Genomic DNA, 17,213 nt, shown 5'->3' on the forward strand with positions numbered 1-17,213 from the left:
CTTAAGCTTCTGCTTTATCTTTTAATTCTTCAATATAATCGATTGCACTTTGAGCAGCAATACTACCGTCACCTGTAGCTGTAACAATTTGACGAAGACCTTTATCTCTTACATCACCAGCTGCAAAAATACCTGGCACTGATGTTGTCATATCATCTTTAGTAACGATATAACCCGTATCATTTGTGATACCTAAGTTATTAAATGGCGCAGTTAAAGGTTTCATTCCAATATAGATAAATACACCGTCAGCATCTAATGTTTGTTCTGAGGCATCTTTAGTAGATACTAGGGTAACAGAACCTACTTTACCATCTTTTTCATTAATTGATTTAAGTGTATGGCTCCAAATAAAGTCGATTTTATCATTTTTAAATGCACGATCTTGTAATATTTTTTGAGCTCTTAATTCGTCTCTACGGTGTACAATTGTAACTTTATCTGCGAATTTAGTTAAGAACGCGCCTTCTTCAACTGCAGAGTCACCGCCACCAATTACGAATAAGTTTTTATTTTTAAAGAATGCGCCATCACATACTGCACAGTAACTTACGCCACGGCCGCCTAGTTCTTGTTCACCAGGTACACCAATTTTTTTATATTCTGCACCGGTAGAAATAATTACAGCGTGTGCTGTGACTTCTTTATTACCTAAATTAATGACTTTGTAGTCACCTTTATCTTCAATTGATTTAATATCACCATATTGATATTCAGCACCAAATTTTTTCGCATGTTCGAACATTTTAGTTGATAAATCCGGACCAGTAATCATTTCAAAGCCTGGGAAGTTTTCCACTTCTTCAGTGTTTGCCATTTGTCCACCCGGCATTCCTCTTTCAATCATAACAGTGCTTAAGTTAGCACGTGATGCATAAACTGCTGCTGTCATGCCAGCGGGCCCAGCACCGATAATTGCAACATCATAGTTTACTTCAGTCATTTTTATGCCTCCTACCTTTTTCTTATCATGCGCATTATATATTATAATCGTTGTTTCTTAAATTTATATGCTCAATAATTGATTGATGGCGTTATCTAATTTGTATCTTGAGGTATTAAATAATTCTATAATTTCTTTTTTAGTTTTATGGGATTCATAGTAACGATGATAAAGATAAACATGAGCTGCAACGTATCTATCGACCTCACTTAAATCGACTTCATTCGCAATTAATCCTTCGCCTTTATCAATCCAGCTTATAAATAATTCTGTATCTTGACGTAAATCCTTAATATTATAAAGTTTAAGCAAACCTCGATGAATAAAATCTAATTTATTTAAATGAAGGCCTTGTACTAGATAAGTTAAATACAGTTTTTCATAATCATTCATTGTTTCTAAGACCGACCAAATTTCTTCAGTCATCAGAATTTCTTTACCGTTTAATTGGTTCAATAAGAACACGCCATATAATCTATAGTGACTATCATCGTCCATTAATAATGGTTGAATTTTCTGATCGAATATTTGTTTACTTTCTTCAATCACCCATGGCGCATAACCCACATCAACTTTAGAAATTTGTAGCAGTTTTTCCCAGAATACTTCACTTTGTTCTTTATTTCCAAGGTAATAATAGTTAAAACTCAAAGCGTTAAACATTTGTATAGAAGCAAACTTACCTTTTTTATATAACGGTAATAAAAGCTGTTGAGACGCTTCATATTGTTTTAAATAGCTCAATACAATACCTAATTTGAAACTTTCATCGTCATTCATTGGTACGACTTTACTTAAAATCTTTAAATATTTTTGATACTTTTCAGTTTCATTAGTGTTATATAGTAATAAGGTATAATGGCATAATGCATGTACATCAGAATTATCTTCGCTTAACAAGGTTTCAAATAATTCTTTTGCCGTTTCGTACTCACTTAAATATAAATAACACATAGCTAATAAATTACGTACGACACGATGTTCTTGAATTTCTTCATCTTGTTGCAAGATATATGCACGCGCTTCTTCTAAGCGCCCTTGTGAAAATAAATATTGGAATAACAATTGTGTCGCAAATAACTGCGCTTCTAATTCAATTTTTTCTTCACTAATATAAGAAACTTCAAATGTTTGTTCTAATTCCGATCTAAATGCTTTGTCTTCAGTCAAAATCACATAATTAATACCAAACAAGAAGGCCTTGTTTGGCTCATTAAGTTCGATGTTCAATTGACTTAATTGGTAATAGCTTTCTTCTACATGGTCTCTTTTAATAATATTCTCGTAAAAAAGCTTCTCAGCTTGGCTACCTAAATTCATTTTAGTAAGACACTGCGTATAGTTTAATTTAATATCGAAATCATTTGGTGACAAATCAAGCACTTTTTTATAGTACTCCGCTGCTTTTTTAAAATCTTGTTGTTTAAATTTTTGATCTGCCATTTTACGATAGAAGTCTTCATCAAATACCATTGATATTACGTTATTGTTGTTTTGTGCCATACTTTGTCACCTCTCTTTTTATTTATAATGTATGTGCATCGGATTTCCATATGCCACAGTGTTATCTGGGATATCTTTAGAAACAATAGTGCCGGCTTTCACGATTACATGATGACCGATATTTACACCTGGCAAGATAGTGGTGTTAGCCCCTATTAAAGTTTGATCTCCAATATTTACTGAGCCATAACGATATTCTTCCACTAAAACTTCATGCGTTAATATTGTAGTATTATAACCAATTACACAATTATTGCCAATCGATATTAATTGAGGATGAAAAATATCTGGCATGACTTTGTATGCAATCGCGGTCTGTTTGCCGATATTCATTTTCAAAAAATGAATATATATCCATCGTTTCAACTTTAAATTGGGTATGTAACGACACACCTCAATAATTAACGTGTTTCTAAATGTCTTTGGGAAACTTACGAAGCGGTAAATACGCCATAATGGATTTACCGCCTGTCTTGTAATCTTAGTTAAGCGTCGCATTATTTAACATTCACCTTATTATTAGACCAATTTAACGGTCCTGCTTTTTTATAAATTGGAGGGTTATATTTCATGCGTCTATAAACGATTAAAATAATACCTGCAATAATTAAGATAGCAGAAACTAATTGAGCGACACGTATATGACTCGTTAACATTAAACTATCTGTTCGTAATCCTTCAACAAAGAAACGTCCAATTGAATACCATATTAAGTAAAGGGCAAATGTTTCTCCCACGCGAAGATGTCTTCTAATTGTAATGAGAATAATAAATCCTAGTACATCCCATATTGATTCATATAAAAATGTCGGATGATAATAAACACCTTCTATATACATATTACGAATAATAAACTCTGGAATATGTAAATGTTCTAAGAATGTTCTAGACACAGGTCCACCATGTGCTTCATGGTTCATAAAATTACCCCAACGACCAATACCTTGCGCTAAAATAATACTCGGTGCGACGATATCCCCAATTTGAAATGGATTTAAATTCTTTATCTTACACACAATTATCCCGGTAATAAATCCACCTATTAGACCACCGTGTATTGCGATACCACCATGCCAAATCTTAGGTATTTCTCCCGGATTCTCCATATAGTAAGGCCATTGGAAAATCACAAAATAAATACGTGCAACTAAAAAGCCAAAGATCGCACTATAGAAAATGACATCGACTAATGTATCTTTATGTAAACCAACATGTTTCAAACTTTCTTGGGCGATAAAATAACCAATAAGAATACCTACGGCGATAATGATCCCATACCATTTAATAGATAAAGGTCCTAAGTGAAAAGCAGTTGGATCAATATAATTCAAATTAAACATCATATCTTATTTCTCCTTGCTTTGATTACCTTTTCTTAAAATCTCTTCATTCAAGCGTTGGTTAAATTCTTCCGCCGTGTTAATACCCATAATATTTAAACGATAATTCATCGCTGCCACTTCTATAATCACGGCCACGTTTCTACCCGGGCGTACGGGCACTGTTTTTTTAGTGATCTCAGTATCTAGAATTTGTAATGTTTCTTCGTTTAAACCAACGCGATCATATAATTTATCTTTATTCCAATTTTCTAAATTTATATTTAAGCGAATTTGTTTTTCCGTCAAAATAGATCCTGCACCAAACAATGTCATCACATTGATAATACCGAGACCTCGAATTTCAAGTAAATGTTCTATTAATTTCGGGGGAGTACCAATAAGTTCACCTTTAGTAATTTGGCGAATTTCAACATTATCGTCAGCTACTAAACGGTGTCCACGTTTCACTAATTCTAATGCCGTTTCACTTTTACCGATACCTGAATCTCCAGTTATTAACACACCTACTCCATATACATCGACTAATACTCCGTGCAATGAAGTGCTTTGCGCTAGCTCATGTTCTAAGAACGTAGTTAAACGACTCATCAAACTCGTTGTAGCATCTTTAGAAACAATTAACGGGGTGTCCATTTCTTGAGATGCTTCGATTAGTTCTTGAGGTGGTTCTAATCCTCTTGTCACAATAATAGCCGGTGTTTCTGGGCGACATAGTTTACGCATACGTCCTTGTCGTTCTTCATCTGGCAGTAAATTATAAAAAGATAATTCAGTCGTTCCTAATAATTGGATTCTATCTGACGCATAGTGTGAAAAATACCCAGCCATTTCCAATCCAGGACGTGATATATCTGTATTTTTAATATGTTTATGTAATCCTTTTTCCCCTGTAAAAAGTTCTAAATTTAATAATTTGACTAATTTCTCTGTCGTTAACATGAGTTCACCTCAAATTTTTCACTTGAATTCATTCATCTACTATCATATCAAAAATGATGTCATTATTTATATAAAAATGTAGCTTTAACTGGGAATTTGTTTTTCAATCTCTAAAAATAAAAAAGTCTTTCCCACTAAAAGGCTTAGAAGTGCTATTAATAGCATCGAAGAAATCAATATTTTCTCATTATTTCTTCTCTTTTGCCACTTTATTTAGGAAAGACCACTAGTGTATTTAGTTTTTATTCAGGATGTAAATTCATCTGCAAATTTATTCGACTGAATCGCGTTCCAGTACAGGTTTCAAATATTTACCAGTATAAGATGACTCTACTTTCGCAATTTCTTCTGGGGTACCGGTAGCAACGATTGTACCGCCACCTTCCCCACCTTCAGGGCCTAAATCAATAATATGATCTGCGGTTTTAATGACGTCTAAGTTATGTTCGATGATAACAACCGTATCGCCATTTTCAACAAGTCGGTTTAACACTTTCAACAATCTACTAATATCGTCTACATGCAAACCAGTTGTTGGTTCATCTAATATATATATTGAACGACCAGTAGAACGTTTATGCAATTCTGAGGCTAACTTAACACGTTGTGCTTCCCCACCAGAAAGTGTAGTCGCTTGTTGACCGAGGGTGATGTAGCCTAAACCTACATCTACAAGTGTTTGTAATTTACGATGTATTTTAGGAATATTTTCAAAGAAATACGTCGCTTCTTCTACAGTCATTTCTAATACATCTGCAATATTCTTGCCTTTATATGTGACTTCTAACGTTTCACGATTATAGCGTTTACCATCACATACTTCACAAGGTACATAGACATCTGGTAAGAAGTGCATTTCAATTTTAATAATACCGTCACCTTTACAAGCTTCACAACGTCCACCTTTTACGTTGAAACTAAAACGTCCTTTTTGATATCCACGAATTTTAGCTTCATTTGTTTGCGCAAAGACATCACGAATATCGTCAAATACACCTGTATAGGTTGCTGGATTAGATCGAGGTGTTCTACCGATTGGAGACTGATCGATATCGATAATTTTATCTAATTGATCGATGCCTTCAATTGCATCATAATCTCCTGGTCTCACTTTAGATTTATTAATCTTTTGCGCTAAAGCTTTATATAATACTTCATTAACGAGTGAACTTTTACCTGAACCAGATACGCCTGTAACTACCGTCATAACAGACAATGGAATATCTACATCCACACCTTTTAAGTTATTACTTCGTGCGCCTTTGATACTAATTTTTTTATCAGTAATTTCACGACGATGTTCAGGTACATCAATACGTTTCTTACCACTTAAATATTGACCAGTTAATGACTTCTTATCTTTCATTACTTTAGCTGGGGTACCACTTGAAACAATTTCACCACCATGATTACCTGCTCCTGGACCAACGTCTACAAGATAATCTGCCGCTCTCATTGTATCGTCATCATGTTCAACAACAATTAACGTATTACCTAAATCGCGCATTTCTTTTAACGTACCAATGAGTCTGTCATTATCACGTTGGTGCAAACCAATTGAAGGTTCATCTAATACATAAAGAACACCAGTTAAACGAGAACCTATTTGAGTAGCTAAACGAATACGTTGTGCTTCCCCACCTGATAAAGTACCTGATGAACGATTTAAGGTTAAATATTCTAAACCAACGTTATTTAAGAACGATAAGCGAGAAATAATTTCTTTTAAAATTTGATTCGCTATTGTTCTATCTTGTTCTGATAACTCAATATTTTCATAATATTGTAAAGCATTATTAATGGAATATTCCACAACTTCTCCAATATTATAACCACCTACATAAACAGATAAAGCCTCTTTACTCAAACGTTTACCATGACACGTTTCGCATGGCAATTCTGTCATGTATTTACTCATTACTTCTCGTGTATATTCTGAGGGGGATTCATGATAGCGACGGTTTATATTAGGTAGTACGCCTTCGAATTTCATTGTTCTATTACGTGTGCCACCATTTCGGCTATGGAATGAAAATTCTATTTGTTTATCTCCAGAACCATTCATTAATATATCTTTTTGTCTATCTGTTAATTTTTTAAAAGGTTTATCCATATTAATTTTGTAAACTTCGCAAACACGTTTTAATAATGTTGGATAAAAATCAGAACTTGTTGGTTCCCAAGGTTCAATCGCACCCTCATTTAAACTTTTATTCTTGTCTGGAACAACTAAGTCAACATCAACTGTTAAACGTTGACCTAACCCATCACATGTGGGGCAAGCCCCAAATGGACTATTAAAACTAAACATTCTTGGCTCTAATTCACCGATTGAGAAACCACAAATTGGGCATGCATGGTTCTCAGAGAATTTAATGTCTTCCCCACCAATGACGTCTACTGTAATGTTGCCTTCTGCTAATTCTAAACCTGTTTCAATTGAATCAGCTAAACGCGTTTCAATACCATCTTTTACAACTAATCGGTCCACTACAACCTCAATTGTATGATTTTTATTCTTATCTAACTCTGGCACTTCGTTTACATCCACGATTTCACCATCAACACGTAAACGTACATATCCTTTTTTACCAATATCTTCAATTAATTTCTCGTGACTGCCTTTTCTATGTGAAATCACTGGCGCTAAAATTTGAATTTTAGTACGTTCTTCAAGCTCTAAAATACGATCTACCATTTGTTGTACAGTTTGTGATTCAATTTCAATACCGTGATTTGGACAGTACGCTTTTCCTACACGTGCATAAAGCAAACGAATATAATCATAAATTTCAGTTACAGTTGCCACAGTTGAACGTGGGTTCTTACTTGTTGTTTTTTGGTCAATCGAAATAGCAGGAGATAAACCTTCGATTGTATCTACGTCTGGTTTATCCATTTGTCCTAAAAATTGGCGTGCATAGGCACTTAAAGATTCCACATATCGACGTTGGCCTTCTGCGTAAATCGTGTCAAAGGCAAGTGATGATTTACCTGAGCCAGATAACCCTGTCATAACAATTAATTTATTTTTAGGAAGTTCAATATCAATATTTTTTAAATTATGTGCTCTTGCACCTTTAACTACGATACTTGGTCCCTTCATTTATCTGTCACCCTTCTGCTTTTAATTCAAATAACATATCTCTCAATTCTGTTGCTCTTTCGAAGTCTAAGTCTTTCGCTGCTTTTTTCATTTCTTTCTCTATATTTTCAATCGTTTTTTGACGTTCTTTCTTAGTCATTTTCTTAGGTACTTCTGTTTGTTGTTTTTCATTTGTTTCATCATTATCCACAGTAGCACTAATAACATCATGAATTTTCTTATTAATTGTTTTCGGTGTGATGCCATATTTTTCATTATGCGCCATTTGAATTTCACGACGACGCTGTGTCTCGTCGATGGCATACTGCATTGAGTCCGTCATCTTGTCGGCATACATAATGACTTCACCTTTATCATTACGTGCAGCACGACCGATTGTTTGAATTAATGAACGGTTAGAACGTAAGAAGCCTTCCTTATCAGCATCTAAAATAACAACTAATGATACTTCAGGGATATCAATACCTTCTCTTAGCAAGTTAATACCTACAACTACATCATATGTACCCATACGTAAGTCACGAATGATTTCGATACGTTCTAGTGTTTTAATTTCTGAGTGTAAGTAATTAACTTTGATACCCGCTTCTTTCATATATGTTGTTAAATCTTCACTCATTTTTTTAGTTAATGTCGTCACTAATACACGTTCATCTCTATCAATTCTTTCTTGAATTTCGCCTAATAAATCATCAATTTGATTTTTCGTTGGGCGTACATCAATTTTAGGATCTAATAAGCCAGTAGGACGAATAATTTGTTCCACCATTTCATCAGTGTGTTCAAGTTCATATGGACCTGGTGTAGCTGATACATATACTAACTGTTTCGTTTTTTGTTCAAACTCTTCAAATTTAAGCGGTCGGTTATCCATTGCACTAGGTAAGCGAAAGCCATGATCTACTAACACTTTTTTACGCGCTTGGTCACCATTAAACATCCCTCTAATTTGCGGTAAGGTAACATGGGATTCATCTATCATTACTAACCAGTCATCACCAAAGTAATCTAGTAATGTATATGGCGTTGAACCAGGTGGTCTTAATGTTAAATGAACAGAGTAGTTTTCAATACCTGAACAAAAGCCCATCTCACGCATCATTTCTAAATCGTAGTTTGTGCGTTGTTCTAAACGTTGTGCCTCAAGTAATTTATTCTCATCTCTTAATTCTTGTAAGCGTTCTTCTAATTCTTTTTCAATACGTTCGATAGCTATTTTCATTTTCTCTTCACGGGTAACGAAGTGAGAGGCCGGGAAAATAGCAAAGTGTTCTCTTTCGCGAATCACTTCACCTGTTAAATAATTGACTTCGCGAATACGATCAATTTCATCGCCAAAGAATTCAACGCGTATACACATTTCTTCACGAGACGCTGGGAAAATTTCAACGACATCCCCACGTACTCTAAACGTACCACGCTGGAAATCAATGTCATTTCTAGAATATTGTACATCTACTAATTTACGAAGCAATTCACTACGATCCATTTCCATTCCTACACGTACACTAACTACTAAATCTTTATATTCTTCTGGATTCCCTAAACCATAGATGCAACTTACACTGGCGATAATAATTACATCATCACGCTCAAATAATGCGCTTGTAGCAGAGTGACGTAACTGGTCAATTTCGTCATTAATTGACGCATCTTTCTCAATAAATGTATCCGTAGAAGGCACATAAGCTTCAGGTTGATAATAATCGTAATAACTTACAAAATATTCCACTCTGTTCTCAGGGAAGAACTCTTTAAATTCACTATATAATTGTCCAGCTAATGTTTTATTATGGGCAATAATTAAAGTCGGTTTCCCCACTTCTTTAATTACATTACTCATGGTGAACGTTTTACCAGTACCGGTAGCACCGAGTAAAGTTTGATGACGTTTACCTTCATTAACACCTTCTACAATCTTTTTAATTGCTTGAGGTTGGTCCCCTTGTGGATCAAACTCAGAATTTAATTTAAATGGATAATGTTCCACCATTCTTACAAGCGCCTCCTCAATTTGTGCTTACTTCTCTTATTTCCTATTCTTTGAAAAGTATTCTTACTTAAATTTATTTTAGCAAAAATATAAATAAAAATACAAACGTTTGTTCGCTTACGTTTGTATCTTCCTTTATTAATCATTCGGTTATATAAAAAGAGATGAGACTTAAGTCAAAAAATTTTAACCTCGTGGCCTCATCTAAAGATTTGATATTCACTCTTTTTTTATGAATTTCTTCTATTATATGTAGATTTAATATAAAACAACTTATTTCTAAATTCAATTTATCTGTTTATATAATATTAATCTTGATGTTTATGAAATTCTAACTTATCTATAATAACGTATCCTGCTAATAAAGACACCACATCAATGAAGATAATCCATTCATTATGAAAGAACCCTTTATAAATTGACGTTGCAATTAAAATAAGTGTTACAATCACGCCTACCCACTTACTTCTCGTAATCACACTAAATAATACGACTAATACACATGGAAAAAAAGCGGCTAAAGCATACCAAATCATTTCATTCACCCATTTCTACGATTTAATATGGCCATTGTTGTTTCACGTAATTCAGCTTTTGGTATAAAGTTTTCAGTTAACATTTCCGGGATGACATTGTCTATAAAATCTTGCACCGAACTTAAGTGATCAAACTGAATAATCGTTTCCAGACTATTTTCATAAATTTCAAAGAATAAAGACTCTGGGTTACGCTTTTGAATTTCTCCAAACGTCTCATAAAGTAAATCAATTTTATCTGCAACGGATAAAATTTGTCCTTCCAAAGAATCATCTTTACCTTCTTGAAGTCTTTTGCGATAAATATCTTGATACGCCTCTGGAATATCTTCGTTAATAAATGTGTTCACCATTTCTTCTTCAACTTGAGAGAATAACATTTTCAACTCTGTTCTAGCGTATTTAACAGGGGTTTTAATATCTCCAGTAAATACTTCCGCAAAGTCATGATTCAATGCTTTCTCGTATAAACTTTTCCAATCAATTGTATTACCATGATATTCTTCAACAGTTGCTAAGTATTGTGCAATTTTAGTTACTTTAAAGGAATGCGCTGCTACATTATGCTCAAAATATTTAAATTTACCTGGTAAGCGGATTAATTTTTCTAAATCAGAAAGTCTTTTAAAATATTGATGAACACCCATATTACGAAACCTCCATGTTTTATTAAGTAAAGATTATACTTATTTTTATTATATCAATCAATAATTTGATGAAAAGTATCAATCTATATTAAATATTGGAAACATGTGCATTTTGAATTTAATAAAACTGTATGAAATAAAAAGCACTATACTAGCAGTTAAATCTTTGCCAGTACAGTGCTTTCTCATCTTTTAATTAATTTATATGATACTTCTCTTAATGGATAAAGTTATAACCTGAAGTATTTTTAATAGTTCGGTTTGTAACATTATTAAAGTTTCCATTCCAGTTCATTTCAGATACATAAACTGAACCATCGCTATTCACGCGTTCAACTACGCCTACATGACCGTAGTAACCAGCGCTAGTTTGGAAGATGGCACCGACTTCTGGTCTGTTATCAACCGCTAATCCAGCATTTCTAGCTGAATTCGCCCAGTTACTTGCGTTACCCCAGAAACTTCCAACTGATCGACCTAATTGTTGACGACGGTCAAACGCATAATATGTACAATTACCAACGTAATAACGATTGCCTTGGTTGCTTACAGTACCATAGTTATAATTTGAAATTACAGGTGCACTTGTTGTTTTCACATGATAGTTGTAGCTAGTCGCATATCTTGATGGCACTTCATTAGCAGTCGCACCATAGTTATAAGTACCTTTGCTATATGTTACTGCGTTACTTCCTTGATAATCATGGTCATATAAATTTGCAAGTTGCGTAGTATTGATTGCTTGATCTTCAGACGCTGTAGCAATTGCATAAAGTTTAGCATTGTCAAGTGCATTATTGTCTAAACTTGCAGCGCCTTTTTCAGTTACTGCAATTAAATCACCTGGATGAATAAGTGTAGATAAACCAGGATTAAGTGCATAAACCTCGTCTAAAGAAATATGATGTGCTTTAGCAATTTTATTTAACGTATCTCCAGCTTTTACTTCAACGACATCTTTGTCTGGAACTACTAAAGATGTGCCTTGTTGAACTTCGCTTGATTGAATATGATTTAATGATTGGATTTCACTAGCAGTCGTAGCAAATTGATGCGCTAATGTTTCTACTGACGTTGTTTTCTCAACTACATGTGTTTGTTGTGCACTAGCTAAGCCATTAATACCAGCAAACGCTGCGATAGATGTTAGTGTTACAGTCAATGATTTTTTTCTCATGTTGTCATTCCTTTGTAGTAATGTATTCTTGTTCATCAATACTGTAGCACAAATTTTTTTGGAAAAGTGTAATGTTAAACCGTTGTAATATAAAGGTTAAATAACACTTCATATTTAATTAAAAACGCCTATCTTAGTAATAAATATATTTGCTAATTACACATAAAGCATTCATTTTCAAATTAATTCAATAAAAATCTACTCACTGCATTATTCTTCATTACTATTCATTGACTGTCTTAGGTAAGCTTCAATAAATGGTTGGATTTCACCGTCCATCACTGCATCTACTTTACCAGTTTCTTCATTAGTACGATGATCTTTCACCATTGAATATGGATGGAAGACATATGAGCGAATTTGACTTCCCCAGCCAATTTCTTTTTGTTCACCACGAATTTCAGCCATTTCACGTTCTTGCTCTTCCAATTTTAATTGATACAATTTGGCTTTCAACATCTTCATCGCCGCTTCACGGTTTTTAATTTGTGAACGTTCATTTTGGTTATTTACTACAATACCTGTGGGATGGTGCGTAATTCGAATGGCAGATTCCGTTTTGTTAATGTGCTGACCACCAGCACCTGAGGCTCTAAACGTATCCACCGTAATATCATCCGGGTTAATTTCAATCTCAATTTCATCATTATTAAATTCTGGAATGACATCACATGAAGCAAATGACGTATGACGTCGACCTGATGAATCAAATGGTGAAATTCTGACTAATCGATGCACGCCTTTTTCAGCTTTTAAATAACCGTATGCATTATGACCTTTGATTAATAACGTGACACTCTTAACACCCGCTTCATCACCCGGTAAATAGTCTACTGTTTCAACTTTGAAACCTTGTTGCTCACCATAACGCTGATACATACGTAGTAACATGCTCGCCCAGTCTTGAGACTCCGTACCACCTGCGCCAGGGTGCAATTCAAGAATCGCATTATTCGCATCATGAGGACCATCTAATAACAATTGCAACTCAAATTGGTCGACTTTCTCCTTGAAACCAACGACCTCTTGTTCCAAGTCATCTTTCATATCCTCATCAAATTCCTCTTGCAACAATTCCCAAGTCGCAGTCATATCTTCAACTTCATTATTCAAATCATGATAACCATTCACCACAGCCTTCAACGCATTATTTTTGTCAATAATCTCTTGCGCCTTATTTTGATCATCCCAGAAATTGGGCTCCGTCATCATTTCCTCATATTCTTGGATATTCGTCTCTTTATTCTCTAAGTCAAAGAGACCCCCTAATTTGTTCTAAATCATTCATATATTCATCAATATTACGTTTAATTTCAGATAATTCCATTCATATCTCTCCTATTAATCATTACTATACATTTCTTAATCATACATGATATTTCTCGCACTTGTCATTTTTTTGGAAAAGGCCAATACGATTTACTCTGGTAAGATATTGAAGCCCTGTCATGAGGCCTTATGTTGAAGTATAACTATACCTTGCCACTATATAAAAAAACAGGAGCGTGAATACCTTCACATATCCCATTTTCTAAAACAATTCTTTTATTATTCGTCTTTACCGTGACAGTTTTTGTATTTCTTACCACTGCCACATGGACAAGGGTCATTACGACCAATCTTTTCACCTTTAACAACAGGTTGTTTTTTCGCTTTTTCTTTACCGTCTTCAGCTGACACATGTTGTGCATTACCAAAGTCAGTCGTTTTTTCACGTTCTATGTCATCGTCAACTTGAATGACTGATTTAAGAATAAACTTAGACGTATCCTCTTCGATATTTTGCATCATCATATCGAATAATTCGTGACCTTCATTTTGATAATCACGAAGCGGATTTTGTTGTGCATATGAACGTAAGTGGATACCTTGACGCAATTGGTCCATAGTATCGATATGATCAGTCCAATGCGTATCAATTGAACGTAATAAAATCATACGTTCAAACTCAGGCATTTGATCGCCAATTTTTTCTTTTTGACTTTCATAAGCTTTTTCAATCTTAGTCCATACAACATCAAAGATATCTTCTGAATCTTTACCTTTGATTTCCTCTTCAGTTAAGTCGCCTTCTTGCAAGAATACGTCATTAACATAGTTAATAAATGGTGTGTAATCCGGATTATCGTCTTCTTCATTAATGTGATAATTCACAGCACGTTGTAACGTTGAGCGTAACATTGCCATTACTAATTCAGAACTATTGTCTGAATCAATAATATTATTACGTTCATTATAGATAATTTCACGTTGTTTACGTAATACTTCATCATATTCCAAGATACGTTTACGCGCATCAAAGTTATTACCTTCGACACGTTTTTGGGCTGATTCGACAGCACGTGACACCATTTTAGATTCAATTGGTGTTGAATCATCCATCCCTAAACGATTCATCATTTTTTGAAGTCTTTCTGAACCGAAACGTACCATTAATTCATCTTGTAGTGATAAATAGAAACGACTGTCCCCTTTATCACCTTGACGACCAGAACGACCACGTAATTGATCATCAATACGACGTGATTCATGACGTTCTGTACCAATAACTGCAAGACCACCAATGTCTTCTACGCCTTCGCCTAGTTTAATGTCGGTACCACGACCAGCCATGTTAGTCGCAATCGTTACAGCACCTTTTTGGCCTGCATTGGCTACAATTTCAGCTTCACGTTCATGGTTTTTAGCATTTAAGACATCATGACGAACGCCACGTTTTTTTAGCAAGTTTGAAATATATTCACTTGTTTCAACCGCTACTGTACCTAATAATACAGGCTGTCCTTTTTTATGTTTTTCAACTACATCTTCCACCACGGCATCAAATTTACCTTTTTGACTAATGTAGATTAAATCCGATTTATCTTCACGTTGAACAGGTTTATTGGTAGGAATTTGCGTTACTGTCATATTATAAATATTTCGGAACTCTTCTTCTTCCGTTTTCGCTGTACCTGTCATACCTGCTAATTTATTGTACATACGGAAGTAGTTTTGGAAAGTAATAGACGCCATTGTTTTTGATTCATTTTGAATTTTAACGCCTTCTTTTGCTTCAATCGCTTGGTGTAAACCTTCAGAGAAACGACGACCAGGCATCGTACGACCTGTAAATTGGTCTACAATTAATACTTCTCCATCGACTACCATGTAGTCCACGTCACGTTGTAAAGTCACGTGCGCTTTTAATGCTGTATTGATATGACTGATGATTTCAACGTTTTGCACATCGTATAAGTTATCAATTTTAAACATACGTTCTGCTTTATCAGCGCCTTGTTCTGTTAAGTGTACTGCTTTCGTTTTTTCATCATACTTGTAATCATCTTCAACTTTTAACATTTTAGCGAAAACGTTAGCTTGAGTATAAAGAGATGTTGATTTTTCAGCTTCACCAGAGATGATTAATGGGGTTCTTGCTTCATCAATTAAAATAGAGTCAACCTCATCAATGATAGCAAAATGAAGGGGTCTCATAACACGCTCTTCGGCATAGTTCACCATGTTATCTCTTAAATAGTCGAAACCTAATTCATTATTTGTACTATAGGTAATATCTTGCGCATAGGCTTCACGCTTTTCAACGGTTGATTTACTATTTAAATTCAAACCAACTGTTAAGCCTAAGAACTCATATAGTTCAGCCATTTCTTCACTTTGTACACTAGATAAATATTCATTAACTGTGATAACGTGAACACCACGACCAGCTAATGCATTTAAATACGTCGGCATTGTAGCTGTTAATGTTTTACCTTCCCCTGTTCTCATTTCGGCAATATCACCTTTATGAATAGCGATACCACCCATGACTTGAACTTTATACGGTGTCATTTTAAACACACGCTTTGCACCTTCACGTACGAGTGCATAAGCTTGTGGTAAAATTTTATCTAAATAATCATTTTGTTTTTTTACATCTTCAATTTCTTGTACTTCTTCTTGAAATTGTTTAGTTTTAGCTTTAATTTCGTCATCAGTTAAAATAGCCATATCTTCCTCTAATGCGAGTACTTCATCAGCTATTTTCCCTAAACGTTTTGTTTCTTTTTTATTGCCGTCAACAATTTTCGATAAAAATCCCATTACTTCCGCTCCTTTAGCTTAAAAACTGTTAGGCCTACAACAATTTATCATATCATTTATACTTTCAAATTTATACTTATATACTCATATAAGCACTATGCTTAATTGTGTACAACTATTATAAATTACTTTAACTATCCCTACTAAATTTTTATATCTTATATCTTTTTCAATATTAGTAACTCATTACTCTTTACCTTAGCATAGCATGTTAAGAGTGTCCACGAATAACGCTATGATTAAATATTAAAGAGCGCCCATAGGATATGGACGCTCTCAACTTTAAGTATCACTCATTATATAGTGATTATTCTGTTGTTTCAATCAATCCGTATTTACCATCTTTACGTTTGTAAACAATGCTAGTACCTTCTGTTTCACGATCTGTAAAGATGTAAAAATCATGACCTAATAAATCCATTTGTAAAACCGCTTCTTCAGAATCCATTGGTTTTAAGCTAAATTGTTTAGAACGGATAATTTCGATTTCATTATCGTTCTCCTGACTATCATCTACTTCTGCAGCTTGAACTGATGGTGCTTCAGGCACTTCAGTCGCAAAAGCATCTTGTTCACCACGAGTTTTTTGTTTGCGATTCACACGTGTTTTATATTTACGAACTTGACGTTCTAATTTGCCAGTTACTAAATCAATACCAGCGTATAAGTCATCGTGTCGTTCTTCTGCTCTTAATGTTACATTTTTCAATGGAATTGTAACTTCAATTTTAGTTGTTGAATTTTGATACGTTTTCACTTTAACATGTGCTACTGCATTAGGCACATCGTTAAAATAACGTTCAAGTTTACCAATTTTGTCCTCAATATAGTTGCGAATAGCATCTGTAATAGTGAGGTTATCTCCATGAATTTCAAATCTAATCATAGCTATCTCTCCTTTAACCTCTTGTATTGGTAATGCTTACTATTATAATACCAC

General features: G+C 34.3%; 13 protein-coding genes. All 13 read right to left on the minus strand.

What is annotated here, in order from left to right; genetic code table 11:
• Position 1 precedes the first annotated feature (1 nt).
• The 13 genes from trxB to hpf all read right to left on the minus strand — a co-directional run bounded on the left by trxB (position 2) and on the right by hpf (position 17,159).
• Positions 2–943: a thioredoxin-disulfide reductase gene (trxB, locus tag MT340_RS10135; RefSeq protein ID WP_243589839.1), complete on the minus strand. Its 942-nt coding sequence runs from the start codon at positions 941–943 to the stop codon at positions 2–4.
• A 63-nt stretch (positions 944–1,006) separates the two neighbouring features.
• Positions 1,007–2,446, minus strand: a complete 1,440-nt coding sequence (locus MT340_RS10140) for a tetratricopeptide repeat protein (protein WP_243589840.1) — start codon at positions 2,444–2,446, stop codon at positions 1,007–1,009.
• Between the two features lie 18 nt (positions 2,447–2,464).
• Positions 2,465–2,944 carry an acyltransferase gene (locus MT340_RS10145; RefSeq protein WP_243589841.1) on the minus strand — a complete coding sequence of 160 codons (480 nt, stop codon included), beginning with the start codon at positions 2,942–2,944 and terminating at the stop codon, positions 2,465–2,467.
• On the minus strand, positions 2,944–3,789 hold the full coding sequence (gene lgt, locus MT340_RS10150) for a prolipoprotein diacylglyceryl transferase (protein ID WP_243589842.1): 846 nt from the start codon (positions 3,787–3,789) through the stop codon (positions 2,944–2,946). Before lgt ends, MT340_RS10145 begins: the two co-directional genes overlap by 1 nt.
• Before the next feature lie 3 nt (positions 3,790–3,792).
• On the minus strand, positions 3,793–4,728 hold the full coding sequence (gene hprK / locus MT340_RS10155; protein ID WP_243589843.1) for an HPr(Ser) kinase/phosphatase: 936 nt from the start codon (positions 4,726–4,728) through the stop codon (positions 3,793–3,795).
• A 271-nt stretch (positions 4,729–4,999) separates the two neighbouring features.
• Positions 5,000–7,834 carry an excinuclease ABC subunit UvrA gene (gene uvrA / locus MT340_RS10160; protein WP_243603839.1) on the minus strand — a complete coding sequence of 945 codons (2,835 nt, stop codon included), beginning with the start codon at positions 7,832–7,834 and terminating at the stop codon, positions 5,000–5,002.
• A 7-nt stretch (positions 7,835–7,841) separates the two neighbouring features.
• On the minus strand, positions 7,842–9,827 hold the full coding sequence (gene uvrB, locus MT340_RS10165) for an excinuclease ABC subunit UvrB (protein WP_243603840.1): 1,986 nt from the start codon (positions 9,825–9,827) through the stop codon (positions 7,842–7,844).
• Between the two features lie 308 nt (positions 9,828–10,135).
• Positions 10,136–10,363, minus strand: a complete 228-nt coding sequence (locus MT340_RS10170) for a CsbA family protein (protein ID WP_243589845.1) — start codon at positions 10,361–10,363, stop codon at positions 10,136–10,138.
• A gap of 5 nt (positions 10,364–10,368) precedes the next feature.
• A complete protein-coding gene (locus tag MT340_RS10175; RefSeq protein WP_243589846.1) occupies positions 10,369–11,010 on the minus strand; it encodes a YfbR-like 5'-deoxynucleotidase in 642 nt (213 codons plus the stop codon).
• 217 nt (positions 11,011–11,227) lie between these two features.
• Positions 11,228–12,187: a COG3942 and LysM peptidoglycan-binding domain-containing protein gene (locus tag MT340_RS10180; RefSeq protein WP_243589847.1), complete on the minus strand. Its 960-nt coding sequence runs from the start codon at positions 12,185–12,187 to the stop codon at positions 11,228–11,230.
• A 210-nt stretch (positions 12,188–12,397) separates the two neighbouring features.
• Positions 12,398–13,514 (minus strand): peptide chain release factor 2 gene (gene prfB, locus MT340_RS10185; RefSeq protein ID WP_243589848.1). Its coding sequence is split into 2 segments (ribosomal slippage): positions 12,398–13,441 and positions 13,443–13,514, totalling 1,116 coding nucleotides; the frame shifts between segments, so codons are not numbered across the junction.
• A 221-nt stretch (positions 13,515–13,735) separates the two neighbouring features.
• Positions 13,736–16,273 (minus strand): preprotein translocase subunit SecA, encoded by a 2,538-nt coding sequence (gene secA / locus MT340_RS10190; protein ID WP_243589849.1) that lies wholly within the window; start codon positions 16,271–16,273, stop codon positions 13,736–13,738.
• A 307-nt stretch (positions 16,274–16,580) separates the two neighbouring features.
• Positions 16,581–17,159, minus strand: a complete 579-nt coding sequence (hpf, locus tag MT340_RS10195) for a ribosome hibernation-promoting factor, HPF/YfiA family (protein WP_243589850.1) — start codon at positions 17,157–17,159, stop codon at positions 16,581–16,583.
• Positions 17,160–17,213: the final 54 nt, after the last annotated feature.

This window comes from Staphylococcus sp. NRL 16/872 (assembly GCF_022815905.2).
GTDB lineage: Bacteria > Bacillota > Bacilli > Staphylococcales > Staphylococcaceae > Staphylococcus.